Annotated in this window: 24 protein-coding genes and 1 tRNA gene; 5 read left to right on the top strand and 20 right to left on the bottom strand. The window is 69.1% G+C overall.

Annotated features, from left to right (window positions below):
• The first annotated feature begins 111 nt into the window (after positions 1–111).
• Positions 112–1,194, top strand: coding sequence for a GNAT family N-acetyltransferase (locus B9Y95_RS03390; protein WP_085510616.1), 1,083 nt, complete (start codon positions 112–114; stop codon positions 1,192–1,194).
• A 3-nt stretch (positions 1,195–1,197) separates the two neighbouring features.
• On the opposite strand, the gene mutM is transcribed toward B9Y95_RS03390, so the two are convergent.
• The 6 genes from mutM to B9Y95_RS03360 all read right to left on the bottom strand — a co-directional run bounded on the left by mutM (position 1,198) and on the right by B9Y95_RS03360 (position 6,348).
• Positions 1,198–2,088, bottom strand: a complete 891-nt coding sequence (gene mutM, locus B9Y95_RS03385) for a bifunctional DNA-formamidopyrimidine glycosylase/DNA-(apurinic or apyrimidinic site) lyase (RefSeq protein ID WP_085510615.1) — start codon at positions 2,086–2,088, stop codon at positions 1,198–1,200.
• Positions 2,072–2,749: a ribonuclease III gene (gene rnc, locus B9Y95_RS03380; RefSeq protein WP_086473824.1), complete on the bottom strand. Its 678-nt coding sequence runs from the start codon at positions 2,747–2,749 to the stop codon at positions 2,072–2,074. Before rnc ends, mutM begins: the two co-directional genes overlap by 17 nt.
• A gap of 91 nt (positions 2,750–2,840) precedes the next feature.
• Positions 2,841–3,050 (bottom strand): 50S ribosomal protein L32, encoded by a 210-nt coding sequence (rpmF, locus tag B9Y95_RS03375; RefSeq protein ID WP_056006932.1) that lies wholly within the window; start codon positions 3,048–3,050, stop codon positions 2,841–2,843.
• A gap of 3 nt (positions 3,051–3,053) precedes the next feature.
• A complete protein-coding gene (locus B9Y95_RS03370) occupies positions 3,054–3,566 on the bottom strand; it encodes a YceD family protein (protein WP_071261222.1) in 513 nt (170 codons plus the stop codon).
• 111 nt (positions 3,567–3,677) lie between these two features.
• Positions 3,678–4,160, bottom strand: coding sequence for a pantetheine-phosphate adenylyltransferase (gene coaD, locus B9Y95_RS03365; protein ID WP_064296302.1), 483 nt, complete (start codon positions 4,158–4,160; stop codon positions 3,678–3,680).
• A gap of 19 nt (positions 4,161–4,179) precedes the next feature.
• Positions 4,180–6,348, bottom strand: a complete 2,169-nt coding sequence (locus tag B9Y95_RS03360) for an ATP-dependent DNA helicase RecG (protein WP_085510614.1) — start codon at positions 6,346–6,348, stop codon at positions 4,180–4,182.
• 71 nt (positions 6,349–6,419) lie between these two features.
• Between B9Y95_RS03360 and B9Y95_RS03355 the strand changes: the two genes are divergently transcribed.
• Positions 6,420–6,992, top strand: coding sequence for an RsmD family RNA methyltransferase (locus tag B9Y95_RS03355; protein ID WP_085510613.1), 573 nt, complete (start codon positions 6,420–6,422; stop codon positions 6,990–6,992).
• Between the two features lie 64 nt (positions 6,993–7,056).
• Here the strand turns inward: B9Y95_RS03355 and thiL are convergent, their stop codons facing one another.
• Positions 7,057–8,073 carry a thiamine-phosphate kinase gene (gene thiL, locus B9Y95_RS03350; protein WP_085510612.1) on the bottom strand — a complete coding sequence of 339 codons (1,017 nt, stop codon included), beginning with the start codon at positions 8,071–8,073 and terminating at the stop codon, positions 7,057–7,059.
• A 25-nt stretch (positions 8,074–8,098) separates the two neighbouring features.
• On the opposite strand from thiL, the gene B9Y95_RS03345 reads away from it, so the two are divergent.
• Positions 8,099–8,590, top strand: coding sequence for a DUF3515 family protein (locus tag B9Y95_RS03345; RefSeq protein ID WP_079705639.1), 492 nt, complete (start codon positions 8,099–8,101; stop codon positions 8,588–8,590).
• 20 nt (positions 8,591–8,610) lie between these two features.
• Here the strand turns inward: B9Y95_RS03345 and B9Y95_RS03340 are convergent, their stop codons facing one another.
• The 11 genes from B9Y95_RS03340 to B9Y95_RS03285 all read right to left on the bottom strand — a co-directional run bounded on the left by B9Y95_RS03340 (position 8,611) and on the right by B9Y95_RS03285 (position 19,500).
• On the bottom strand, positions 8,611–9,702 hold the full coding sequence (locus B9Y95_RS03340) for a D-alanine--D-alanine ligase family protein (protein ID WP_085510611.1): 1,092 nt from the start codon (positions 9,700–9,702) through the stop codon (positions 8,611–8,613).
• Positions 9,605–10,744, bottom strand: a complete 1,140-nt coding sequence (locus B9Y95_RS03335) for an NAD(P)H-dependent glycerol-3-phosphate dehydrogenase (protein WP_085510610.1) — start codon at positions 10,742–10,744, stop codon at positions 9,605–9,607. Before B9Y95_RS03335 ends, B9Y95_RS03340 begins: the two co-directional genes overlap by 98 nt.
• Positions 10,734–11,474: a lysophospholipid acyltransferase family protein gene (locus tag B9Y95_RS03330; RefSeq protein ID WP_123539702.1), complete on the bottom strand. Its 741-nt coding sequence runs from the start codon at positions 11,472–11,474 to the stop codon at positions 10,734–10,736. Before B9Y95_RS03330 ends, B9Y95_RS03335 begins: the two co-directional genes overlap by 11 nt.
• A 6-nt stretch (positions 11,475–11,480) precedes the next feature.
• Positions 11,481–12,851, bottom strand: coding sequence for a UDP-N-acetylglucosamine 1-carboxyvinyltransferase (murA, locus tag B9Y95_RS03325; protein ID WP_064296294.1), 1,371 nt, complete (start codon positions 12,849–12,851; stop codon positions 11,481–11,483).
• A 19-nt stretch (positions 12,852–12,870) separates the two neighbouring features.
• Positions 12,871–13,467: a 3-isopropylmalate dehydratase small subunit gene (gene leuD / locus B9Y95_RS03320; protein ID WP_085510609.1), complete on the bottom strand. Its 597-nt coding sequence runs from the start codon at positions 13,465–13,467 to the stop codon at positions 12,871–12,873.
• Positions 13,467–14,963, bottom strand: a complete 1,497-nt coding sequence (gene leuC, locus B9Y95_RS03315) for a 3-isopropylmalate dehydratase large subunit (protein ID WP_085510608.1) — start codon at positions 14,961–14,963, stop codon at positions 13,467–13,469. The genes leuD and leuC overlap by 1 nt, the downstream gene beginning before the upstream one ends.
• 192 nt (positions 14,964–15,155) lie before the next feature.
• A complete protein-coding gene (locus tag B9Y95_RS20245) occupies positions 15,156–16,277 on the bottom strand; it encodes a DUF4333 domain-containing protein (RefSeq protein WP_123539701.1) in 1,122 nt (373 codons plus the stop codon).
• Positions 16,274–17,200 (bottom strand): hypothetical protein, encoded by a 927-nt coding sequence (locus tag B9Y95_RS03300; protein WP_085510605.1) that lies wholly within the window; start codon positions 17,198–17,200, stop codon positions 16,274–16,276. The genes B9Y95_RS20245 and B9Y95_RS03300 overlap by 4 nt, the downstream gene beginning before the upstream one ends.
• On the bottom strand, positions 17,197–18,252 hold the full coding sequence (locus B9Y95_RS03295) for a trypsin-like serine peptidase (protein ID WP_085510604.1): 1,056 nt from the start codon (positions 18,250–18,252) through the stop codon (positions 17,197–17,199). Before B9Y95_RS03295 ends, B9Y95_RS03300 begins: the two co-directional genes overlap by 4 nt.
• Before the next feature lie 164 nt (positions 18,253–18,416).
• Positions 18,417–18,489, bottom strand: a tRNA-Glu gene (locus B9Y95_RS03290).
• 108 nt (positions 18,490–18,597) lie between these two features.
• Positions 18,598–19,500 carry a diacylglycerol/lipid kinase family protein gene (locus tag B9Y95_RS03285; RefSeq protein ID WP_085510603.1) on the bottom strand — a complete coding sequence of 301 codons (903 nt, stop codon included), beginning with the start codon at positions 19,498–19,500 and terminating at the stop codon, positions 18,598–18,600.
• An 83-nt stretch (positions 19,501–19,583) separates the two neighbouring features.
• On the opposite strand from B9Y95_RS03285, the gene B9Y95_RS03280 reads away from it, so the two are divergent.
• Positions 19,584–20,222, top strand: coding sequence for an MBL fold metallo-hydrolase (locus tag B9Y95_RS03280; protein WP_085510602.1), 639 nt, complete (start codon positions 19,584–19,586; stop codon positions 20,220–20,222).
• 10 nt (positions 20,223–20,232) lie between these two features.
• Here the strand turns inward: B9Y95_RS03280 and B9Y95_RS03275 are convergent, their stop codons facing one another.
• Entirely contained in the window at positions 20,233–21,327 is a 1,095-nt protein-coding gene (locus B9Y95_RS03275) for a fatty acid desaturase family protein (protein WP_085510601.1), read from the bottom strand.
• Positions 21,328–21,701: 374 nt separating this feature from the next.
• Between B9Y95_RS03275 and B9Y95_RS03270 the strand changes: the two genes are divergently transcribed.
• A complete protein-coding gene (locus B9Y95_RS03270) occupies positions 21,702–21,905 on the top strand; it encodes a cold-shock protein (RefSeq protein ID WP_056006986.1) in 204 nt (67 codons plus the stop codon).
• Positions 21,906–22,072: 167 nt separating this feature from the next.
• Here B9Y95_RS03270 and B9Y95_RS03265 read toward each other — a convergent pair whose 3' ends face one another.
• The gene (locus B9Y95_RS03265) at positions 22,073–22,774 is read right to left on the bottom strand and encodes an SOS response-associated peptidase (protein WP_079705628.1); all 702 of its coding nucleotides are present in this window, start codon (positions 22,772–22,774) and stop codon (positions 22,073–22,075) included.
• Positions 22,775–22,906: the final 132 nt, after the last annotated feature.

Below are 22,906 nucleotides of genomic sequence, written 5' to 3'. Positions count from 1 at the left end.
CGGTAGCGAATCCGCGGACGGACGAGGGACACCACGCTGTGCCGGCCCGCCGGGGCGGTCGTACCATGGACCGCATCACCCAGGGCGGTCTGGTGTGGGAGGGAGACGACGATGCGCATCACGATCGACGAGGTCGAGATCCCGGCGTCCGGGAGCTCAGCCGTGTTCGACGCGGTCCAGGAGGTCGCGAACACGCTCGAAGCGGAGATCTGGTCCACCGACGACTTCGCCATGACCTCCGCCATGACCCTGCCCGAGTACCGCGACCAGCGGTTCCAGCGCCGCGTCCTGCTCGCTGCGGCCATCGACGGCCGTGTGGTCGGTCGTGGCTGGCTCGGGTACGGCACCGAGGCCGACGCGGTGACCGCCTCGCTGGACGTCGGTGTCCTCCCCGAGGCGCGTCGTCGAGGGATCGGCACCGCGCTCCTGCTGGAGCTGGAGCGACGGGCCCTCGCGGCCGGTCGCCCGACGGTGACCGCCTTCACCCAGCACGCCGTCGACGACATCCCGGCCGACGAACCGCTCCTCGGTGCGAGCGTCGGCGAACGGGCGATCCCCGCGAACGCCGCGGCCAGCCGGTTCATGCTCGATCGTGGATACGCCCTCGCCCAGGTCGAGCGGACCAATCGCTGCGACCTCGCCTCGATGCTCGGGGAGCTGCCGGACATCGTCGCGACGTCGACCGCCCGAGCCGGGCATCTGTACCGCCTCGTGCACTGGGTGGACCGCACCCCCGACGAGCTGCTCGGCTCGCTCGCGACGGCCCGCGAACACATGGCGACCGACATCCCGGCCGCCGATCTGGAACTCGACCCCGAGGTCTGGACGCCCGAGCGGGTCCGCGCCCGCGAGGCCCAGCTGGCGGCGTCTGGCGACCACGCGATCGTCGTCGCCGCCGTCCACCGCGACAGCGGCGCGGTCGCCGGGTACAGCGAGCTCGTCCTCGGCGAGGGCAAGGAACACGCGGAGCAGTGGGACACGCTCGTGCTCGCCGACCACCGGGGACACGGTCTCGGACTCTGGATGAAGGCGGCGAACCTCCTCGCACTCGCCGATCAAGCACCCGAGCGGTCCCGGATCTACACGTGGAACGCCGACGAGAACGAGCACATGCTCGCGATCAACGACCGACTCGGGTTCCGCATCATCGGCTACTCAGGTGAATGGCAGCGCCGACTCCCCCGCAGCGACTGATCGTCAGGTGCGGCGCTGGCAGACCGGACAGCGGTGCGAGCCGCGGTTCATGAACTGCTCGCGGACGATGAGCGTGCCGCAGCGCGCGCACGGTTTGCCCTGCCTGCCGTAGGCGTTCAGGCTGTGGGCGAAGTACCCCGCCTGACCGTTGACGTTCACGTACTGGGCGTCGAAGCTCGTCCCGCCCTCGGCCAGGGCCTTGGCGAGCACGGCACGGACCTCCTCGAGCAGCCGGCCGGCGCGACCGAGCCCGAGACGGGCGGTCTCCTGCTCGGGGTGGATGCGCGCCGCCCAGAGCGACTCGTCCGCGTAGATGTTGCCGATCCCGCTGACCAGGGTCTGATCGAGGAGCGCCCGCTTCACACCGGTGCGCTTCTCACGCAGTCGTCGGAGGAAGCCGGCGTCGTCGAAGGACGGGTCCATCGGGTCGCGGGCGATGTGCGCGACCTGGTCGGGCACCATCGCGACCTCGTCGCCGAACCCACCTGCGGCCCCGTCCGTCGTCGGGACGAGCGCGGTCACCGCCATGGAGCCGAAGATCCGCTGGTCCACGAAGTGCAGCCAGAGCTCGCCGTGCTCGGGATGCTCCAACTGCAAGCGGATGCGCAGGAGTCGGTCGGCGTCATCACCGGGCGACCGGAGCAGCATCTGCCCGCTCATGCCCAGGTGACCGACGATCGCCTCATCATCGTCGAGGGGGAACCAGAGGAACTTCCCGCGTCGGACGGCTGATCGGATGGTCCGCCCCGTCAGCCGTGCGGTGAAGTCGGCGACACCACTCGCGTGGCGGCGCAGGGAGCGTTCGTCGAAGACCTCGACGCCGGCGACCGTCGCGCCGCTGACGGCGGGCTCCAAGCCGGCGCGGACGACCTCGACCTCAGGGAGTTCCGGCACTGATCCTCGACCAGGCTTCCAGGGCCGCCGCCATCTCGGCGTGCTTCTTGCTCGTACCGGAGCCCGTCGCCGTGACCGCGGTGCCCACGGTGACCGTCGCGACGAACCGTCGGTTGTGGTCGGGGCCGGAGCTGGCGATCTCGTAGACGGGCGCCGGCGCACCGATGGCCGCGGCGGCCTCTTGGAGGCTCGTCTTCGGGTCCATCGCCGCGCCGAAGCGCTCAGGGTTCTCGAGGAGGGGGTTCACCAGCCGTAGGACGAGTGCCGTCGCGGCGTCGGGACCGGCCGACAGGTACGTCGCGCCGATGACGGCCTCCATCGTGTCGGCCAGGATGGACGCCTTGTCGCGGCCGCCGGTCTGGTCCTCGCCCTTACCGAGCTTGATCCGCTCGCCCAGACCGATCGAGCGTGCGACCTCAGCGAGCGCGATCGTCGAGACGAGGCTCGCCCGTCGCTTCGCCAGCTGCCCTTCGTCGAGGTGCGGGAAGTCGCGGTAGAGCATGACGGTGACGGCCTGCCCGAGGATCGAGTCGCCGAGGAACTCGAGGCGCTCGTTGTGCGGGAGCCCACCGTGCTCGTACGCGTACGAGCGATGCGTCAGCGCCAGGTCGAGCAGCTCGTACGAGACGTCGACACCCAGTTGCCGTGCGAAAACGACCACACCGGGATCGGTCTCCGATACGGAGCCGATTCCGGTGTGGTCGGAATGATTCGTGTTCACGCTGTTCGAACGCGGACGTTCAACGCGCGGATCAGACGTCTGCGACCTTGCGGCCCTTGTACTCGAGGTACAGGGCGGTGCCCTGCGAGTCCTCGACGACCTTGGCGCGGTGCGGCAGGCTGTACGTGACGCGGCCGTTCTCCACCGTCTTTACGAGCGTCGGCACGGCGGCCTTCCACTGCGAGCGACGCGAGCGGGTGTTCGAGCGCGAGACCTTCCGCTTCGGGGGGTTTCCAGCCATGATCTATCTCTCTTCTGTGTCTGCAGCGGCGCGCTGGGCGCTACTGGCGTCTGTGTCAAGTACGGAGTCTGAGGACAAGCCCGCGAGCGCAGACCAGCGAGGATCTGCGACGTCGTGAGGGTGTCGTTCCGGACGTTCGGCCAGCCGCTCACCGGTCTCGGGGTCGAGTCCGGGGCAATCCGGCTGGCACACCGGCTGAAACGGCAATGCGAGAACTACCGCATCTCTGACCAGAGGTTCAAGATCCACGTGGTCGTCGTGAACCTCGAAGTCAGACGCTTCCGAATCAGGATACGCGAAAAGTTCCTGAATCTCGACTTCGACAGGCAGTTCGATGTCGCGGAGGCAGCGTCCGCACTCGCCGGTCGCCAGCGCGTCGACGTCGACGGTCACGAGGATCCCCTCGTGAACGGACTCGAGACGCACCTGCTCGGAGAGCGTCGTGCCCTCTTGGACGGCGACCAGACCCTCGCCCCAGCGCTCGGCGAGCACCACCTCGAGGTCGTGCTCGCGCATCTCCCCGGGACGGTTCACCAGATCGCGCACGTTGACGCTGAACGGCGAATTGTTCGTTCTCTTCCTAGTCACGATCGACGATTCTACGCCGAACCCGACCGGGAGGACGCCCTAGCCCTCCTGGAGGAAGGTCGCCACCACCTGCGGGACGTACGGGCTGACATCGCCACCGAGCGCGGCCACCTGCCGGACGAGTGAACTGGAGACGTGCGCGTGCGCAGGATCAGGCAGGAGGAAGACCGTCTCCACGCCGGCGAGGCTGCGGTTCATGATGGCCATGGGCGTCTCGTACGCGACGTCGACCTGCGAGCGGATGCCCTTCACGAGCACGCTCGCGCCGACGTCCGTGCAGTAGTCGACGAGCAGGCCTACGTTCCACTGCGCGACGACGATGTTGTCAGGCAACCCGCCGTCGGCGATGGAGCGCTCGAGCAAGGACACCCGCTGCGGCATCGGCAGCAGCGCGGACTTGTCGGGGTTGTGCACGACCAGCACGTGCAGTTCGTCGAAGATGCGCGCCGCCCGCTCGATGACATCCAGGTGACCGAGGGTGACTGGGTCGAACGATCCGGGGACGACGGCGATCCGCTTCATGCCGCCAGCCTATCGGTGCTCAGTTCTTGGCGAGCGCGGCGCGGTCGGATTCGTCGAGGCGCCGGCGGAGCGCTTCGGCCAGCACCGGGTGGTCGGCGAGGTCGGGGTCGGTGTCGAGGAGCCCGGCGGCATCCGCCCGCGCCTCGATGATGACCTCACTGTCGTGCACGACCCGGAGCAGCTTGAGCGACGACCGCCCGCCCGACTGCATACTGCCGAGGACGTCGCCCTCGCGCCGCAGCTCGAGGTCGACCTGCGCGAGGTCGAAGCCGTCGAGCGTCGCGGCCACCGCGTCGACGCGCTCGCGAGCGGTGCTCTCCGCCTCCGCCGCGGTGACGAGCAGACACAGCCCGGGGACGCCGCCCCGACCGACGCGTCCGCGGAGCTGGTGGAGCTGCGACACCCCGAAACGCTCCGCGTCGAGCACGACCATCGTCGAGGCGTTCGGGACGTCGACGCCCACCTCGATGACCGTCGTCGCCACGAGCACGTCGATCTCACCGGCGGCGAAGGCCCGCATCGTCCGGTCCTTCTCCTCCGCGCTCATCCGGCCGTGGAGGACGTCGATGCGTCGGGACGCCAGCAGTGGATGGGTACGCAGCTGCTCCACCGTGGTGAGCACGGACGCGATCGGGCGCGCCGGGTCGGCGTCCTCCTCGAGTTCCTCGCCGGGCTCGACCTCCTTGGCGTCGATCGCCGGGCACACCACGAACCCCTGCCGCCCCAGCGCGAGTTCCTCGGCGAGGCGCTCCCAGACGCGGGAGATCCACCGCGGGTGATCGGCCAAGGCGACCACGAAGCTCTCGATCCCCTGCCGGCCGCGTGGCAGCTCCTTGATGATGCTGACGTCGAGGTCGCCGAAGACGGTCATGGCAACGGTCCGTGGGATCGGCGTCGCGGTCAGCACGAGGACGTGCGGCGGTGTGCGTCCCTTCTGACGGAGCTGGTCGCGCTGCTCCACGCCGAAGCGGTGCTGTTCGTCGACGACGACCATCCCCAGATCGGCGAAGGTCACGGCGTCACCCAGCAGAGCGTGCGTCCCGATCACGATCCGGGCCTGGCCGGCGACGATCCGCAGCAGCGCCCGTTTGCGGTCGGACGTCGGCAGCTGGCCGGTGAGCAGCGTCGGCATGAGCTCGGCCGAGAGGTCGGGGCCGAGCGAACGGACGATCGACCGCAGGTGCTGCGCCGCGAGGACCTCGGTGGGCGCCAGCAGCACCGACTGTCCCCCGCTGTCGGCGACGGCCGCCATGGCCCGGAGGGCGACGAGCGTCTTGCCCGAGCCGACCTCTCCCTGGACGAGCCGGTTCATCGGATTGGGCTGCGCGAGGTCGGCCGCGATTTCCGTGCCGACCGTCTGCTGGTCGACGGTCAGCTCGAACGGGAGCGCGGCATCGAGGCGCTCGAGGTAGCCGCCGGCTTTCGGCACGCGGGGCTCGGCCGCCAGGGCACGGGTGGCCGCGCGCTGCTGGAGCAGGGCCGTCTGGAGGAGGTACGCCTCCTGGTACCGCAGGCTGCGGCGACCGCGCTGCCAGTCGCGGTCGACCGTCGGGCGGTGGACCGCACGGATGGCGGCGTCGAAGGAGAGCTCACCCCTCGCCGCCCGGACCGACCGCGGGACGGGGTCCTCCTGCGGCGGCAGGGCGTCGAGCACCAGCTCCACGGACTGCTTGAGGTTCCAGCTCGTGATCGTGCTCGTCGCCGGGTAGATGGGGATGGGCGCCTCCGACCACGCCTTCGCCTGGGCGTCCGCGAGCGCCGGCGCGTCGGCATCGTCGGGGAAGAGCTGATACTGCGGGTGTGCGAGCTGATAGCTGCCGCGGTAGTCACCGACCTTGCCCGCGAAGATGCCACGCAAGCCCGGCCGGAGTTCGTTCGCCCGCCAGGGCTGGTTGAAGAAGGTGAGGTTGAGTCGACCCTGACCGTCGGAGATGACGACCTCGAGGATGGAGCCCTTGCGTTGCTTCATCTGGCGGTCGCGGACCTCGAGGACGTCGGCGACGATCGTCACGTCCTCGCCGAGCGGCAGCTGGCCGATGACCGTCAACTCGCCGCGCTTCGCGTAGCGACGCGGGTAGTGCTCGAGGAGGTCGCCGACGGTCTCCACGCCGAACGCCTTCTGGAGTGCCGTCGCCGTTCGTCCGCCGAGGACACCGCCGAGCTTCGTGCCCAGCTCGATCCCCGTCATGCCGTCGATTCTATTCGGGACCTCGGACACCGCGGTTCGCTCGGCTTCGCGCAGCCTGCGAGGATGGGACCATGGCCGGCATCAGGATCATCTCGGGTTTCGCCGGATCACGCACGATCCGGGTCCCGGGCAGCGGTACACGACCGACGAGCGATCGCGTCCGCGAGGCACTCTTCTCCGCGTTGGAGGCCCGCGACGTGATCGCAGGCGCCGAAGTGCTCGACCTGTACGCCGGCTCGGGGTCACTGGGGCTCGAGTGCGCCAGCCGGGGTGCCGCCGTGATCACCCTCGTCGACCGGGGGTCGGAGGCAGCGAAGCTGTGTCGGGACAACGCGAGGATCGTGACCTCGGCAGCACCTCGCGGCACGGCACCACGCATCACGGTGCACGCCAAGTCGGTCGGCGCCTATCTGTCCGGGGCGACGGTCCCGTCCGACCTCGTCTTCATCGATCCCCCGTACGACCTCCCCGAGCCGGAGCTCACGGCCAACCTCGCCGCGCTCGTCGGTCTGGTGACCGACGACGGGCTCGTGCTCGTCGAGCGGAGCTCACGCTCGCCCGAACCGACCCTTCCCGCAGCTCTCGAGGTCCTGCGGAAGAGCACCTACGGCGAGACCGTCGTCTGGTGGATCACGCCGGTCTGAGCCACCGCGTCACCGTCACCGCGTCACCGCAGGGTCCTCGCGCCGCGGCGGCCGGGTACACCGCTCAACCGGACGCATCGTCCCAGTCCCGGTAGGGGTCCCAGCCGGCGCGGCCGTCGTAGGCCACACCGTCGACGAGGATCCCGGCACCGGTCCGGGCCATGCCGATGGTCCGGAAGCCGGCGGGGATCGTGGTGGCGGCCGGGAACGTCGCCAGGAGGGAGTGGTCCTCGCCACCGGCGAGGGCGAGCGCCACGTCGGCACCCAGGTCCTCGGCCCGCAGGTCGATCGCGACCCCGCTCGCCCGCGCAAGGCGACCGGCGTCGAGCGCGAGCCCGTCCGACAGGTCGAGCATCGCCGTGGCACCGGCGACGGCGGCGACGACACCGGCGGCGATCGGTGGCCGTGGTGCGAGTTGTGCCGCCACCTCGACCCGGTGATCGCGTCGCAGGCCGGCCGCCGCCTCGGCCGAGGGCACGCCGTCGGCGTCGACCCCACGTGAGAAGAGGAGTCGCAGGCCTGCCGCAGCCGAACCCAACTCCCCCGCGACCGCGACCACGTCGCCGGGTCGCGCTCCGTCGCGTCGGACGGGGGCACGACCCTCGAGGTCGCCGAACGCCGTCACCGCGATCATGAAGACGTCGGACACGGCCAGATCGCCACCGACGACACCGCAGCCGGGCGCGAGCTCGGCACAGGCGTCGCGCAGTCCGTCTGCGAACCCGTCGAGGACGGCGACCGGCAGGTGCTTGGGCATGGCGAGTGCGACGACGAGTGCCGTCGGACGCGCCCCCATCGCCGCCACGTCCGCCAGGTTGCTGGCCGCAGCCTTCCACCCCAGGTCGTGGGCGCTCGACCACGCCAGCCGGAAGTCCGGCCCGTGGATCATCGTGTCCGTCGTGACGACGAACCGACCGTCCGGCGCCAGGACGACAGCGGCATCGTCACCCGGTCCGAGGAGTTCGGCGTCGGCGTGCGGCAGGCGAGGGAAGATGCGCTCGAGCAGCTCCCCCTCGGCGAGGTCCCCGACACAGGGCCCGACCGTTCCGTGATCGTCGGACGCGCTCCCAGACTCGTTCATGGGATCAACGGTAGCCTGGTGGGCGATGTCCCCGATTCGTGCGCTCCTCGCCACCGCCCTCGCCGCAGCCGCAACCCTGGCCCTGGCGGGCTGCGCGCCCGCCGTCGCGCTCGAACCCGCCGCCGATGCGAACAACCCGCAGTGCGCGGAGGTCACGGTGCGTCTGCCCGACGTCGTCGCCGAGCTGCCCGAGCGAGGGACCGACGCCCAGGCCACGGGCGCCTGGGGCGATCCCGCGACGGTCCTCCTGCACTGCGGCGTCGCGATCCCCGGCCCGACCACGCAGCAGTGCCAGTCGGTGAACGGGGTCGACTGGATCATCGACGACGCCGACGCGCCGAACTACCGGTTCACCACCTTCGGGCGTACGCCCGCGGTCGAGATCGTGCTCGACGGCGACGCCGTCGCCAGCAGCACCGTGCTGGCCGATCTGGCGCCTGCAGTCTCCGTGCTCCCGGTCACCGGGAAGTGCACCGCCCTCGGCGACGCCGACCTCCCGATCCCCACCGACGGCTGACCGTTCCGGCGCCGCTGCATTCAGGAGCGGGCGCGCGCGACCTCGATCAGCTCGGTGATGAGCTCGGGGTAGCTGAGCCCCGAGGCCAACCAGCAGCTCGGGAACATCGAGATCGGGGTGAACCCCGGCATGGTGTTGACCTCGTTGACGACGAAGCCGTCCGCGGTCAAGAAGAAGTCGACCCGGGCGAGCCCCGCGCAGCCCAACGCCTCGAACGCCCGACGCGAGAGGTCCTGCATCTCCGACAACTCCTCGGGACGAAGGTCGGCGGGGCAGACGAGCTCGATACCGGGTGCGTCGAGGTACTTGGCCTCGAAATCGTAGAAGTCGCGTCCGGTCACGACGACCTCGCCGGCCACCGAGACACGAGGCGCCTCGCCGGGGAGGGACTCGAGGACCGCACACTCGACCTCGCGGCCCACCAGACCGGTCTCGACGAGCACGGTCGAGTCCTCGGCGAGGGCCAGTTCGATCGCTGCACGGAACGCGTCCGGCGTCGACACCTTCGACACGCCGACGCTCGAACCGGCTCGCGCCGGCTTCACGAACGCCGGTGACCCAAGCGATCCGAGCGATGCGAGCACCTCCTCGGGTGCCGTGGCCCAGTCGTGGGAGGTGAACCGCACCCACGGGGCGACGGCGATCCCGGCGGCCTGGAGCACCGTCTTCGTGAAGTGCTTGTCCATGCCGAGGGAGGACGCGAGGACGCCGGAGCCGACGTACGGGAGGTCGACGAGCTCGAGCATGCCCTGTACGGTGCCGTCCTCGCCGAACCGACCGTGGAGGATCGGGAAGACGATGTCGATGGGGCCGAGGGTGAACGGGACGCCGTCCTCCCCGACGACGGTCAGCTCACGGCTGCCGACGCGCTCAGGCCAGCGCACGGCCGGCCGCGAGGGGTCGACCTCCGGCAGGTGGGCTGGGTCGAGCGCGTACCGGCTCGGGTCGTCGACCTCGAGGACGTACGAGCCGTCGTGGGCGATCCCGACCGGGTAGACGTCGTACCGTTCGCGGTCAATCGCGGCGAGGACGCCGCCCGCCGTTGCGCAGCTGATCGAGTGCTCGCTTGAACGGCCTCCAAAGAGCACCACCACTCCGGTCTTGTGCGTCATCGTTGCTTCTCTCCCCCTGGGGTTCGTCGTCGTCGGTCGTGAGGTGCGGTGCGATGTCCTTCGGGTCGAGCGTGCCGTCGAGTACCTGCTTGACCTGTTCGACGATGGGCATCGCGACCCCCTTCGCCTTGGCCAGCTCGAGCACCGGTGCCACGGACGCGAGCCCCTCCGCGGTCTGCTGCATCTGTTTGACGACGTCGTCGAACTGATACCCCTGGCCGAGCAGACGCCCCGCCGTGTTGTTGCGGGACAGCGGCGATTGGCAGGTCGCGATGAGGTCGCCGAGCCCGGCCAGGCCCGAGAGGGTCTCCGGCTGCGCGCCGTGGGCCACCGCGAAGTCGGTCATCTCGACCAGCCCGCGGGTGATGATGGAGGCCTTCGTGTTCTCGCCGTAGCCGACGCCGTCGACGATGCCGATCGCGACGGCGATGAGGTTCTTGAGCACGCCGCCGAACTCGGTGCCGATGACGTCGGTGTTCACGAAACTGCGGAAATACCGGTTGCGCGCGAGGAGCGCGACCGTCTGTGCCGTCTCGAGGCTCTCCGAGGAGATCACGGCGGCCGTCGGCTGCTCGCGGGCGATCTCGAGCGCGAGGTTCGGGCCGGAGGCGACGGCGATGCGGGACGGGTCGATGTCGAGGGTCTCGCGGATGACCTCGCTCATCCGGGATCCGCTGCGACGCTCGACGCCCTTCATGAGCGACACGACGAGCGTTCCGTCCTCGAGGTGCGGGCGGAGCGCGATGAGGTTGTCTCGCAACGACTGGCTCGGGACCGACAGGAACACGACCGAGGCACCACGCACGGCGTCGACCATGCTCGCGGTCGCGGTCATCCGCATCGGCAGATTGATGCCGGGCAGGTAGTCGCTGTTGCGCTTGGCTTCGGTGATCTCGCGCGCGAGCTCGGGTCGTCTGGCCCACATGACCACGTCGGAACCACCGTCCGCGAGGATCTTGCCGAACGTCGTGCCCCAGCTGCCCGCTCCGAGCACGGCGACCCTCGTGGCGGCCGGTGGTTGCGGAACGTTCCTAGGACTCAAAGCGGCCTGTCTCCTTCTGCTGGTGTTTCGAGGGATCCCAACGCTCCGTGGGAGCTTGAGCACCGCGCAGTTCCTCGCAGAGGGCGGTGATGGCCTGCATGACGACCTCGGTCGCCTCGTTCAGCGTCTTCGAGTCTAGCGGCCGCCCGATGAAGGCCGAGAGGTCCACCGGCTCGCCGATGGCGACCTCGACGCGCTTCCGCAACGGGAACACCCGCAGCTTGCCGTACCGCGGCATGACCTCCTGCGTGCCCCAGTGGGCGGCAGGGATGACCGGCAGACCGTGCGTGAGGGCAATTCGGACCGCACCGGTGCGTCCGCGCATCGGCCACAGGCCCGGGTCGCGGGTGAGCGAGCCCTCCGGATACACGACGACACCCTGCCCGCGTTCGGTCAGCTGTGCTGCAGCGCTGACGGGGTCCATCCCACGGGCGGAACCCTCGCGCTCGACGGGGATCTGTCCGGACTTCCGCAACAACCACCCGACCACCGGGACCGTGAACAGACTCCCCTTCGCCATGAAGCGGGGCTGTCGCCCGAGCCGCCAGACGGCCACGCCCATGATCAGGGGGTCGAACTCGCTGTCGTGGTTGGGCGACAGGATGAACGGCCCCTCCTGCGGCAGACGTTCGCCGTGCCGGACGCGGAGCTTGACGAGAGCACTGAACGGCGGGATCGCGATCGACGACAGCAACCAGTAGATCGACGGCCTCGACCGTTCCACCCCCACGGCGGACTACTTCGTTTCGAGGACGAAGTCAGCACCGAGCTGCTGGAGCTTCACGATGAAGTTCTCGTACCCACGGCTGATGATGCCGACGTTGCTGACCGTCGACTTGCCCTCGGCGGTGAGCGCCGCGATGAGGTGGCTGAAGCCGCCGCGGAGGTCGGGTACCTCGATGTCGGCACCGTGCAACGGCGTCGGGCCGTTGATCACGGCGGCCTGCTCGAGGTTGCGCCGCGGCACGCGACGAGGCGTACCCGACAGCCCGTTGGGGTGCACGACGATGTTCGCGCCCATGGTGTTGAGGGCATCCGTGAAGCCGAACCGGTTCTCGTAGACGGTCTCGTGGACGATCGACTCGCCCGTCGCCTGCGTCAGCGCGACGATGAGGGGCTGCTGCCAGTCCGTCATGAAGCCGGGGTGCACGTCGGTCTCGATGACCACGGGCTTCAGCTCCTCCTTGCGGTAGAACCGGATGCCGTCGTCGGTGATGTCGAACCCGCCACCGGCCTTGCGGAAGATGTTGAGGAACGTCATCATGTCCTGCTGCTTGGCGCCGCCGACGAAGACGTCGCCGTCGGTCGCGAGCGCGGCCGACGCCCAGCTCGCTGCCTCGTTGCGGTCGCCGATGGCCGTGTGGTCGTACCCCTCGAGCTTGTCCACGCCCTCGATGAGGATCACGCGGTTCGGCTCGTAGGAGATGATCGCGCCCATCTTCTGGAGGACGGCGATGAGATCCATGATCTCCGGCTCGATCGCCGCACCCTTGAGCTCCGTGGTGCCCTTGGCGCGGACCGCCGTGAGCAGGACCTGCTCCGTGGCGCCGACGCTCGGGTACGGGAGATGCACCGTCGTCCCGTGGAGACCGTTCGGGGCCGAGAGACGGATGCCCTGCGGGAGCTTCTCCACGACCGCGCCGAACTTGCGGAGCGCGTCGAGGTGGAAGTCGATGGGGCGGTCACCGATGCGGCAACCTCCGAGGTCGGGGATGAACGCCGCCCCGAGGCGGTGGAGCAGCGGCCCGCAGAACAGGATCGGGATCCGGGAGAAGCCGGCGTGCGCGTCGATCTCCTCCATGTGGGCGGACTCGACGTTGGTCGGGTCGAGGCGGAGCTCGTTCGGGTTCTCGCCCTCCGTCACGTCCACGCCGTGGATCTCGAGCAGGGAGCGGACCACCCGGACGTCGCTGATGTTCGGGACGTTGCGCAGGACGCTGACGTTCTCGCCGAGCAGCGACGCCACCATCGCCTTGGTCACGAGGTTCTTGGCACCCTTGACCTCGATGCGGCCTCTGAGCGGGATACCGCCGTTGATCGTGATGCGGTCGACATCGAGTCCGACCGACGAGCCTGCCGCCTGTGACGCCTGGACGAGTGAATTCAAACCGGTACCTACTGCCTTGCTACTTGACGGGAATGGTGCGGGGCAGCCAGTTCGGCCGCCGGGCCTCGAACGCGGTGATCTGCTCTTCGCTACGGAGCGTCAGCCCGATGTCATCGAGTCCTTCGATGAGCCGCCACCGAGTGTAATCGTCGACCTGGAACGAAACCGTGAGATCGCCGACCGTGATGGTGCGGGCGATGAGGTCGACGACGGAATCGGAGCCGGGAGCGGCCTCGATCGCAGCCCAGAGCTGCTCGAGCTCCTCCTCCGTGACCTGGGCGGCGAGGAGACCCTGCTTCCCGGAGTTGCCGCGGAAGATGTCGCCGAAGCGGGACGACACGACGACCTTGAAGCCGAAGTCGCGCAAGGCCCACACGGCGTGCTCACGCGACGAGCCGGTGCCGAAGTCGTGCCCCGCGACGAGGATGCTGGCACCCTGGTAGACGGGCTGGTTCAGGACGAAATCGGGGTCCTGACGCCACCCTGCGAACAGCGCGTCCTCGAAGCCGGTCTTCGTGACCCGCTTCAGGTAGACGGCGGGGATGATCTGGTCGGTGTCGACGTTGGAGCGTCGCATCGGAGCGGCGACGCCGGTGACGGTCGTGAACTTGTCCATCAGGCGTGCACGCCTTCCTGCTCGGTGGCGGCGTGTCTGCCGGGCTCGACCTCGAGGTCGGCCGGGCTGGAGAGCGTGCCGCGGATGGCGGTCGCCGCCGCGACGAGCGGCGAGACGAGGTGCGTGCGGCCGCCCTTGCCTTGGCGACCCTCGAAGTTGCGGTTCGACGTCGAGGCGCAGCGCTCCCCCGGAGCGAGCTGGTCGGGGTTCATCCCGAGGCACATGGAGCATCCGGCGAACCGCCACTCCGCACCGAAGTCGGTGATGATCTTGTCGAGCCCCTCAGCCTCCGCCTCGATCCGAACCCGGGCGGAACCCGGGACCACCATGACCCGCACACCCTCGGCCTTCGTGCGGCCCTCGATGACGGATGCGAACGCCCGCAGGTCTTCGATGCGGCTGTTCGTGCAGGAGCCCATGAAGACCGCGTCCACCGGGATCTCCTTCATCGGGGTGCCGGCTTCGAGCGCCATGTACTCCAGGGCGCGCTCGGCGGCGGACCGCTCGTTCGGGTCGGCGATGGCCGCGGGGTCGGGCACGTTCTCGCTCAGCGAGACGCCCTGGCCGGGGTTGGTGCCCCAGGTGACGAAGGGTTCCAGCGCGTCGGCGTCGAGGAAGACCTCGGCGTCGAAGGCGGCCCCTTCATCGGTCGCGAGGGTGTCCCAGTAGGCGACGGCTTCGTCCCAGTCGGCTCCGGTCGGAGCATGCGGGCGGCCCTGCAGGTAGTCGTAGGTGATCTGGTCCGGGGCGACCATGCCGGCCCGGGCCCCGGCCTCGATCGACATGTTGCAGATCGTCATGCGGCCCTCCATGGAGAGCGCACGGATCGCCGAGCCGCGGTACTCGAGGACGTAGCCCTGCCCGCCGCCGGTGCCGATCTTCGCGATGACGGCGAGGATGATGTCCTTCGCGGTCACGCCCGGCCGCAGCGTGCCTTCGACGGTGATCGCCATGGTCTTGAACGGCTTCAACGGCAGCGTCTGCGTGGCCATGACGTGCTCGACCTCGCTGGTGCCGATGCCGAAGGCCATGGCCCCGAAGGCGCCGTGGGTCGAGGTGTGCGAGTCGCCGCAGACGACCGTGATCCCGGGCATCGTGAGGCCGAGCTGCGGACCGACGACGTGCACGATCCCCTGGTCGAGGTCGCCGAGGGAGTGGATCCGCACCCCGAACTCCGCGGCGTTGCGACGGAGGGTCTCGATCTGTGTGCGGCTCGTGAGGTCGGCGATCGGCTTGTCGATCGCGAGCGTCGGGGTGTTGTGGTCCTCGGTCGCGATCGTCAGGTCGACGCGACGCAGCGGCCGGTCGGCCAGGCGCAGGCCGTCGAAGGCCTGCGGGCTCGTCACCTCGTGGACGAGGTGCAGGTCGATGTAGATGAGGTCGGGCGTGCCGTCCTCACCCTTGACGACGAGGTGGTCGTCCCAGACCTTCTCGGCGAGCGTGCGCGGGTGCTCGGGAATGCTCGGGACGGACGGATCGGCGTTCAGCTGCGACATGTCGTGGAATTCCTTCAAACGATGAGTGGTCAGGCGTCAGCGACCTCCGCGACGAGGGAGCCTGGAACTAGGCCTCGTCGCGGCTGGGAAGGAGGAGCAGCCCGGACAACATTCGCCCAGCGTACCACCCGGTCCATGGCGAAGCCGTCGGCACCGTCGTCGCTCGAGGGGACACCGGTGCCGACACCCCGGCTACTTCGGCGCGTCGATCCCGACGCGGTACTGCCCCTGGTCGTTGATGACCTCGACGGCCACCGGGTAGCTCTTCGCGTTGTACGAGAACGTGCACTCGAACTGTGTCCCGGTCGTGGCCGGCTGGTCACTCGGGCACTCGACCTTCTCGACGTCTGCGAGGCCGAAGTCCTGCTTGAGCACCTCGGCCACGCCGGTCTGCACCGAGCCGCGGTCGAGCATCGGCGTGAACAGGCGACCGACCGAGAGGAGGGTGAGCGGGACGGCGATGAGCGAAGCGGCGACCGCACCGACGAGCACGCCGATCCAGAGCTTGCGCCCGAGCGGCTTGCGCGCGGGTTTCCGGCTCGCACCAGCCTGCTGGCCTGCGACGCCGTACTCGGGGCCGGGACGGAACGGACCGGTCTGCTGTGGACCGGACTGCGATCCATGCTGCTGTGGACCTGGCTGGAACGGGCCGTTCGGGTGCTGCGCCTGTCCCGGGCCGAAGGGCTGTGGCCCGGTCGGGCGTGTCTGACCGTAGCGCGGCTGACCCTGCGGCCCCTGCGGCTGGCCCTGAGGTTGGCCCTGCGGCGCGCCGAGCGGACGTCCCTGTGGAGCCTGGCCGGGCGCCTGACCCTGCTGAAGAACCCCGGGCGCGTGACCTGGCTGACCATTCGATGTCGGTGGCCGGAACCCGTCCGGACCGCCTGGCCGCCCCTGCTGCTGCGGCTGCTGGTTCGGACCAGCGTTTGAGGGCCGCTGCTGCTGCGCCCACGGCTGCCCGCCGGGTGCGCCGGCGAACGGCGCTCCGGGCTGGGCGGACGGTTGCGGCGCAGAACCGTCGGACTGCTGCCCTGGGGCGCCTCCCTGCGGACGGGGCCCTCCACCGGTCTGACCAGGCGCGGACGGCTGAGACGGGCCGTTCTGCGACGGGACGCCCTGCGGTGGTCCGTTCTGACCCTGCGGTGCGCCGTTCTGTAGTGCGCCGTTCTGGGACGGCGTCTGACGCTGCGGGCTTCCCGGTCCGAACTCCAGGCGGGGTGCGTTCGGGTCGGGGAATCCCGGCGGCTGCTGGTCGGGGCGCAGGGGGCCGCCGACCGGGGGCTTTCCGAGGTCCTCGGGTTTCTGGTCGTCGGTCATTTCCTCAACTCCTCGATCCGATCCCAGAACGCGGCCTGATCGGCCGCCGGGATCGCAGTCACGTCGAATCCTGATGGTTCCGTCGGCAGGTCTTCGAGCGTCGACGTGCCCGACACCTCGAAGCCGGCCTGCAGTTGCAGCTTGGTCTCGCTTTCGACCGTCCCGCTCAACTCCATCTTCACGAGGCCGCCCTCGGCGTTCTGGAAGATCGTCACCGGCAGGAGTGTCGCGAGGTCATCCTCGCTGAACGACGAGACGAGGTCGTCCGGGAGGTCGAAGAGCGTCCCGACGGCCAACACGCTCTCGAGGCTCGCGCTCGTCGAGATCTGCGAGGAGCCGTCGTTCCGCATCGAGACGACGACACTGCTGAGGACGCCTTCCTTGGAGCTCCGCGTGGCTTCGACCGCGGTGTAGATGTCGCAGGCGATGGAGATGCCCGGGTAGACGCAGGCGGGTCCGAGTGAGCCCTCCGCATCCTCCTCGGCGACGTACTGGGTCTGGACGGCCACCCACTCCGTCGGTGCGAGCTCCTTGAGTTCCCCGCCGAGCAGGAGGAGGTCGTATGCGGCACCCGGCAGATGGTAGATGTCGACGGTGTCGCCGTCAGCCGAGCCCTTGTCCTGGCTGAACGACGAGGTCGGGTCGCCGAAGAGGACCACCGAGTCGTTCTCGTGCGACTCGAGGTCTCCCGAGACGGCGTGGACGTAGGCCGACCCGATCACGTCCGGCGCCTGGCCGATCTGGGCCGACAGCAGCTCGAACCTCGCCTCGGCGAGATCCTGCATGTAGCTCTGCTGGGCGGCGGCGTCGGGGAACGCCGATCCGGGCGTCGTGCAGGCGCTCAAGGCGAGTGCGGCGCTCCCGGCCAGAGCCAGGACACCGATCTGCCGACGGCGTCGCGTCATGCTCGTGCGGGCGGTCATGACCCCTCCGCCAGAGCGTCGTTGTACAGGGTGAGCGCCCGCTGTCCGAGGACGGGGCCTTCGAGCCAGGAACCGTCGCCGCGCGAGGTGACCGAGGTGACGTACCCGGCGCCGGTGGCGGGATCCAGCCGGGTGAGCCAGCCGCCGCCCGAGCAACCCGGGGTCATGAGGCAGTCGACCCGGTAGCCGGCATAGCCCTTGGTGGCGGCCTGGCTCGCGCAGTAGCGCTGCGACTGTCCGTCGAACGGGGCGGCGGACGGGTAGCCGATCACGGTGATGCCCTCAGGTGGGGTACCGAAGGAGATGCCCTGACCGCCGGTCACCTCCTGGATCTTCTGACCGGCAGCGTTCGGGGCGAGGCGGATGAAGGCGAAGTCGTAGGCCCAGCCGTTACCGCTCGTCGCACCGCTGGCGTCCGAGGTCGCCTCGCTCGTGAACTCGTCGGGGACGTAGGTGCTGACCCCGGCCCACTGCCCGTAGGGCTGGGTCTGGCCGTTGGCCGCGTCGGCCGGGATGAAGATGATGTTCTCGGCGAGCTGTTTGCCGTACGTGTCCCAGACGCAGTGGCCCGCCGTCAGGACGAGGTCCATGGTCGGTGCGTTCACGACGCTCGCGGAACAGACGTAGGTGGCGCCGCCGATGGAGAAGTAGAGACGTCCCTGCGTCGCCGCCGCCAGTCCGGTCGCCGGGTACGGGTCGCCGGCCGCTGTCGGGGCGATGGCCTTGACATCGACGTCGGGACCGACACCGGTACTCGGGTGCACGACCACGCCGGTGGCCTGGTCGCCCGTGAGCGTGTCCTGCCCCGGCTTCAGGTCCGGTGCCGTCGCTCCCCCGAACTTGTCGTCGGTCCAGTAGTCGTTGACCTCCTGGGGACTCGCGTCGAAGTCCTTGCGCAGGGTGTCGTCGGTGCCGCCGGCGACGTCGACGACGGGGCCTGCACCGCCGGCTACGGGCTCCCCCGTCACCGGGATGGAGCACCCCGTCAGCAGGGCGGCGAGGATCAGGACTGCGGCTGTCGCCGGAGCGCGGCGCTTCTGCTTCACGGTCACCCGGCCAAGCTAGCACGCAGCAGCACTCGGGGAGATCGGTGCGGGCCCTGCCTTCCGCGCATCCCGGAGGGCCTGCGTAGACATCCCGGAGCATGCTCGAGCCGCCAAATGAACGAAGCCTCGCCCCCTGATGATTCAGGAAAGCGAGGCTTCGTTCGGTGTTGTGACCCCAACGGGATTTGAACCCGTGCTGCCGCCGTGAGAGGGCGGTGTCCTAGGCCGCTAAACGATGGGGCCGTAAGCAACGGATATGAGTATGCCATACGATTTCGAGCCGTACAAATCGAGGCCACCAGCGGCATCCGACGGGCGTGTCGCGCGGTGGCCGCGGTCGGGCGGACAGGCTCAGGCGAGCACGCGGAGGGCACCGGGGACAACGTCGATCGTGACCGGCAGCGGACCGATCCGCTCCCCGTCGGCATAGGCGGTGATACCGTCCGCGGCGATCGAGACCGAACGGACCCGCGACAGTCGCACGATGTCGAGATCCGTGTGGGCACCCGAGAAGACCTTGGGGAACAGCCGGAGGAACCGGAACCGTGACACGGGTGCGACGACGAAGAGGTCGAATCGGCCGTCGGCGAGGTCCGCCTGCGGCGCGATGAGCATGCCGCCACCGATCGAGGTGTTGTTCGCGACGGCGAGGAGGACGGCGTCGACCGTCTCCGGCGCCCCGTCCACGGTCAGCTCGTATCGACGTGCGCGGAGGGCGAGGAGCTCACGGAGGATCGCGATCGTGTACCGACTGCGCCCGCGCGGCCGTCGCATGCGGTTCGCCCGTTCGTTGACGAGGGCGTCGAAGCCTGCGGACACCGCACCGACGAACCAGGTCGTCCGCTCGCCGTCCGTCACCGTGCCGGCGTCGATCACGCGCGGCTCGCCCTCGAGTGCACGGAGCAGGGACGCGATCGCGGCTGTGGGGTCCCCCAGCGGGATACCGAGTCCCCTGGCGATGTCGTTGCCCGTACCGGACGGGACCACGCCGAACGGCAGGCCCGAGTCGCGTACCGCCTCGACGGCCAGACTCACCATGCCGTCGCCACCGACGACGACGAGCGCGTCCAACCCGGCCTCGATCGCAGTCTGCACCGCACTCCGGAGCTGCCCGACGGTCTGCTCCTGCAGGCGGACGGCGCGGTGCCCGGCTTGCTCGAGGGCGTCGAGCACCATCGGGCCCACGGCTCGGGTCGAGCCGAACGACGCGGTCGGGTTGATGGCGACGCCGATGCGTCGGGGCTGCGTGGTCACCTGCCGATTCTGACAGGCCCACGGCGGGTGGACACCCGGACGACCGGGTTGCCCCCGGCGCTCCCACGGTATTCACTCGTCCTATGAGACTCACGAAGTTCGAACATGCAGCATTCCTCCTCGAGACGGACGGCACCAAGCTGATCGTCGACCCGGGTGCATTCACGTCCCCGATCGCCGATGTGGAGCACACCGCGGCGGTCCTGATCACGCACCTGCACCCCGACCACTGGACCGCGGAGCACCTCGACCGCATCCTCGCCGCGAGCCCGGAGGCAGTCCTCTACGGACCGGCCGGTGTCGCCGCCGCCGCGGATGGCTACGACATCACCGTCGTCGCCCCGGGAGACGTCGTCGAGGCCGGGCCGTTCACGCTCCGCTTCTTCGGCGGGACCCACGCGGTCATCCATTCGTCGATCCCGGTGATCGACAACGTCGGCGTCCTCATCAACGACCTCGTGTACTACCCCGGCGATTCCTTCGCCGTCCCCGAGGGGGTCGACGTCGACCTCCTGGCCGCGCCGGCGGGTGCACCGTGGATGAAGATCTCCGAGGGCATGGACTTCGTCACCGCCGTCGCGCCGAAGCGTGCGTTCGGGACGCACGAGATGGTGCTCTCAGGGCCGGGACAGAGCATGTCGCACGACCGCCTGCAGTGGGCGACCGAACAGGGCGGCGGGACCTACTACCCGCTCGCCCCGCTCGACACGCTCGAGGTCTGAGACCGGTCGACTACCGGCGGCGGAAGTTCGCCGCCGCCGGGCAGTCGAACGGGTCGCGTGCTGAGAGGCCGACCCGGTTGAGGTACTCGATGACGATGGCGTAGGACTGCAGCAGGGTCGTCTCGGTGTACGGCACCTGCTGGGTCTCGCAGTGCTCCCGCACGATGACGCGAGCGCGGGCCAGAGCCGGGCGAGGCATGCTCGGGAACAGGTGGTGCTCGATCTGGTAATTCAGGCCGCCCATGAAGGTGGCCATGCCGAAGCCGCGGACGTTGCGCGAGGTCAGCACCTGCTTGCGGAGGAAGTCGAGCTTCATGTCGGCCGGGATGATCGGCATGCCCTTGTGGTTCGGCGCGAAGGACGCACCCATGTAGACGCCGAAGACCGCGAGCTGGACGCCGAGGAACGCGAACGCCATGCCGACAGGCAGGAAGAGGAAGATCGCGGCCAGGTACAGACCGACGCGGGCGACGATCATGCTGATCTCGGCGGCGCGGCCGTCGACCTTGCCCGGACCGAAGAGGGTCTTGAAGGACAGCGCGTGGAGGTTGATGCCCTCCAACATGAGGAGGGGGAAGAAGAGGTAGCCCTGCTTGCGGGTGATGAGCGCCTGCAGGCCCTTGGCCTTGGCAGCGTCCTCCTCGATGAAGGAGATCGTGTCGATCTCGATGTCGGGGTCCTTGGTGACCTGGTTCGGGTTCGCGTGGTGGCGCGTGTGCTTCGTCATCCACCACGAGTAGCTGATGCCGACGATGCCCGCCGCGAGGAAGCGGCCGGCGCGGTCGTTCGCCCGGCCCGACTCGAAGACCTGGCGGTGCGAGGCCTCGTGGGCGAGGAAGGCGAACTGGGTGAGGATGATGCCGAGCGCGCCGGCGATGAGCAGCTGGAACCAGGACTCGCGGAGCAGGACGAACCCGGTGACGCAGCCGAGGAGCGCGATCACGAGGAACGAGAACGTGAGGATGTAGAACGTGCGGTGGCGGCGGAGGAGTCCCGCTTCGCGAACCGTCTTCAACAGCGACGAGTAGGAGCTGGTGACGTTCGCAGCGCCGGGCTTGCGGGGGCTCGTGGCACGAACCGGGCCGAGGATGGCTTCAGTTGACATGGGCACTCCGGAGGAATCGTGTCGACTTCCCAGCCGGGGCGATGAGCGGATGCTCGGTCGAGCGCGAGCTCTGCAGATGGCCACAGCCTACGGTCGGTGTCTGAAGAATCACCCCACATCACGACATCCGACCCCAGATCAGGCCACTCACCCGCCAGTTGTCGAGAAAAGACGCAGAATTGGCCAATCCGTTACGTGTTCGGCTGCCGTTTCGAGCCGCGATGGGCTAACGTGGATCGAAGTTGTTGTGTTGCGCAGGTATTTCAAGCCGCGTTTCCACCGATGGATACGCTGCTTTTCTGAGGAGCGAGCAAAGAACACCGCGACGAACGGGCCCGAAAGTCGGGAACGGTCACTCATGAAAGAGGAAATACATGTCAACTGGAACTGTGAAGTGGTTCAACGCCGAAAAGGGCTTCGGATTCATCACTCCTGACGACGGCAGCGCCGACGTCTTCGCACACTTCTCCGCCATCGCGACGAGCGGCTACCGCTCGCTCGAGGAGAACCAGAAGGTCGAGTTCGAGACCAACCAGGGCCCCAAGGGCCTGCAGGCCGAGAACATCCGCCCCCTCTGATTCTCTGATCAGTCGGAGCTGACGATCCGAGCGGCCGGTCATTCCAGCCCTCGCGTCTGAGACACCGAGAACCGCCCCTGACGTTCGCGTCAGGGGCGGTTCTGTGTGTCCGGGGTGGGTTTCGTGTTTTCTGGGCGGTTCCGCGCCTCCGGGCGACTCTCCTGCGGCTACTCCTGGACGGGGAGGATGAGCTCCGGCCCATCGCCCTGCAACGGCGCCACCCGGTGGAAGACGAGCTGCTCCGCGACGTCGGTCGCTGCGGACACCATCTCGTCGACCTCGTCCTGGTCGGCCTCGTGGTGCGGATCGAGCCAGGCGTCCCAGCATTCCGGAGGCAGCGTCACGGGCGTCCGTGGGTGCAGCTCCTGCAAGGGACCGACCGCCGGCCGCGTGAGGATGGTCGCGCTCAGCACCCAACGCCGCGGGTCGTCGTCCGGTAGCGAGCGGTCCCGCCACCACGAGTAGAGGGCCGCGAAGACGATCGGTTCACCACCAGCGGTCTGCACGTAGTACGGGGTCTTCGTCGCGCCCTCGGTGTGCCACTCGTAGTACCCGGCGGCAGGCACCAACGCGCGCTTCTGTTTGACCGATGGCGCGAACGTGGGCTTGGTGGTGACCTCCTCCGCGCGAGCGTTGAAGGTCGGGTACTGACTCTTCAGCTCGGTGGCGAACGACGGCACGAGTGACCACCGCGCCGATTCGAGCCGGCGGACCACCGGCCCCGTCTTCACCGAGTCGAGGATGATCGGGATCTGCTCGGTCGGGCGCACGTTGTACGAGGGCCCGGGCAGCTCGGCAGCCGCGTGGTCGATGTCGAAGAGCTCGATGAGTTCCTCGGTGGATTCGGTCACGACGAAACGTCCGCACATGGGCCCAGCGTACCGGGCGCCGCTGACACCGCGGACCGCGTGTCGGTGGGATGCGGGACCATGGTCGAGTCATCCGTCAGTCGTCGTCGAGACCGGATCGAGCCGGTTGACTTGTTCGAAGATATGTTCGAA

The organism is Plantibacter flavus, from assembly GCF_900177615.1.
In the GTDB taxonomy this organism is placed as follows: Bacteria; Actinomycetota; Actinomycetes; order Actinomycetales; family Microbacteriaceae; genus Plantibacter; species Plantibacter flavus.
This window is presented reverse-complemented; position numbering and strand designations above follow the sequence as displayed.